The sequence below is a fragment of the Longimicrobium sp. genome (assembly GCF_036554565.1).
Taxonomy (GTDB): Bacteria; Gemmatimonadota; Gemmatimonadetes; order Longimicrobiales; family Longimicrobiaceae; genus Longimicrobium.
In genome coordinates, this window is sequence record NZ_DATBNB010000125.1 from 1 (window position 1) to 2480 (window position 2480).

General features: G+C 71.9%; 3 protein-coding genes. All 3 read right to left on the bottom strand.

Translation table 11 applies throughout. From position 1 onward, the window contains the following. Positions 1-485, bottom strand: a 485-nt coding sequence (locus tag VIB55_RS03355) for a S41 family peptidase (protein WP_331875252.1), incomplete at its 3' end; no start/stop codon positions are given. Between the two features lie 67 nt (positions 486-552). Continuing rightward, positions 553-1215: a dTMP kinase gene (gene tmk, locus VIB55_RS03360; protein WP_331875253.1), complete on the bottom strand. Its 663-nt coding sequence runs from the start codon at positions 1213-1215 to the stop codon at positions 553-555. A gap of 827 nt (positions 1216-2042) precedes the next feature. Further along, positions 2043-2480: hypothetical protein (locus tag VIB55_RS03365; RefSeq protein ID WP_331875254.1), on the bottom strand; the 438-nt coding region annotated here is incomplete at its 5' end.

Here is a 2480-nt window from a genome sequence, read left to right on the forward strand (position 1 = left end):
ACGGGCGTTCCCTTGCGCCCGCGCAGCCGCTGCACGGCCTGGTCGTCCGACAGGCCCTCGGCGCTCTGGCCGTCGATCTGCAGGAAACGGTCGCCCACCCGCACGCCCGCGCGCTCGGCCGGCGTCTCGGGAAGGATGCCCACCGCAGTCACCCAGCCGTCGCGCGACGAGATCTGGATGCCCAGCCCGCCGTACTCGCCGCTGGTCTGCAGGTGCAGCTGCGCGTACTCCTCGGCCGTCATGAAGGTGGTGTGGGGATCCCCCAGCTCGCGCAGCAGCCCCTGGACGGCCTTCTGGTACAGCTCGGCCTCGGACTGGGGCTCTACGTAGCGCTCCATCACGTGCGTCATCACCTCGTCGAACAGGCGGGCGCGCGCGAACACGCTTCCCCCGCCGTTCACGTCCTGCTGCAGCAGCCAGCCGCCCGAAACCAGGGCCATGCCGGCGACGAGCGCGGGCGCCACGACGGTACGCTTCAACTGCATGGGGCCTCCAGATTCATGCTTCCGATCAACCGATCAATACGGCCGCGGCCAGGGTGCCGCGCTCCGTTCATTCTCTGATAACCTGCGCCGCGGGAAAGGTTTCGGGAAACCGGGCCGCCAGCGCCTGCAGCACGCGGCGGTGCACCTGCTCCTCGCCGCCCACGGCGTCGATCCGCACGATCCCGGCCACCCGCGCCTCGTGTCTGCGGTACCCTTCGGCCACCCGGCGGTGGAACGCCGCCTCCTCGCGCTCCAAGCGGTCGGCGGCCTTTCCCGCCACCCGCTGCCGCTCCGCGCCCACCTCGGGGTCCACGTCCATGAGCAGCGTGGCATCGGGCGCCAGGCCGCCGGTGGCCATCCGGTTGCAAGCCTCCACTTCGTCCAGCGGCAGTCCGCGCCCGGCGCCCTGATAGGCCAGGGTCGACAGCTCGAACCGGTCGGCGATCACCACCTTGCCGGCCTGCACTCCGGGCTTCACCACCTGCTCCACGAAGGCGGCCCGCGCGGCGAGCATCAGGAACAGCTCGCTGCGGGCGGGCACGTGCAGGTCGGGCGAAAGCACGATCTCTCGCACCCGCTCGCCAAGCGGCGTTGAACCCGGCTCCCGCGCCACCACCACGTCCGCGCCGCGCGCGCGCAGCCACGCCGCCAGCCGGGCCACCTGGGTGGTCTTTCCGGAGCCTTCTACCCCTTCGAAAGCAAGGAACAGGCCCCGTTCAGGGTCGGTCATGGGCTGCGGTCGAGGGATGCTGGGAACGACTTCGCGCGTGGACGAGATGGCGTGCGTGCCGGTCAGGAGGGTGCGTGTCCGGTGCGCGTGGCGCAAGGGCGTGGAACTGGGCCGCGGGACTTCGGTCGGGGTTCGATGGGCTGTCTCGCATGCTGCGGGAGCCCCCTCCCCCCGGCCCCCGTCCCCCGCTGCGCAGGGGAGGGGGAGACCTGAACCGCGCTTCGGCTGAGACTGGCGAACTCGGCAGGGCACGAGAGCTTGGACCGGTGCGCTTCGGGGAGCCTGGCGCATGCCCCTGGCGGCCCTCTCTCCCCGGCCCTCTCCCCCGCAAGGGGGGGAAAGGGAGAATTCGACCGCGCTTCGGCTGGCTATGGTGCACTCGACTGCGCGTGCAGTCCGCGAAGGCGGACTTCGGGCCGTCGTTGCCGCGACTTCAGTCGCCCCAGCAGGGGCATGCGCGCGCCTCCCTGCTCCCCGCCAGCCCCGGCTCCAAACCCCGAAGTGTACCCCCTCTCCCACGCTGTTTGTGGGAGAGGGTCGCACGCGTGTCAGCGCGGCGGGGTGAGGGCCCCACGGCAGCCGAGGCCTCGGCTACAGTGACCGCTGCCGCGCCCAGACTTGTACGTGTCCGCGGCTGGATCCTTCGGCCCGCGACGGATGTGCTACGGGCCGGTCCGGTGCGCCTGGGCCTCAGGATGACAGGCTCTCGCGTGCGCCTCGGCCCGTATCGCCCATGCCCCTCCTCCACGCGAGGTGGAGAAGGGGCATGCATCACCAGAGCGGCGGGGGATGATCGAAAGCCGGTACCAGCCCTGATCGATATCCCTTTACCGCCCCAGGAGCGACAGCGACAGCGACACCCGCCAGAAGTTCTCGCTGAGCAGGGGGTCCCCGCCGTCGCGCGTGCCCCGCTCGGCGGAAAGGTCGGCCGCGGCGGCACCGCCGCCAAGGACCAGCCCGAAGCCGCCGGTGATGGCGCGCTCCTCGGAGAACTGGCCCCCTTCACCGGCGGCGAAGGGAAGCTGCGTCCACCGCACGCCGACGCGCACCGGCAGGGGGCGGCCCGCCAGGCCCAGCCCCTCGTACTCCAGCCCGCCCGACGCATGCATCACGTCGCGCGCGCCGCCCGACTCCGAAAGCGACTCCTGGGCGGCGGACCACCCCGACCACCGGAACGAAGCCGCCACCAGCGCGTTCTGCGAGATGCGGGCGGTGGCCCCGGCGTCGAACTTCAACGGCAGCGCGTACGACCGCGACTCCACGGC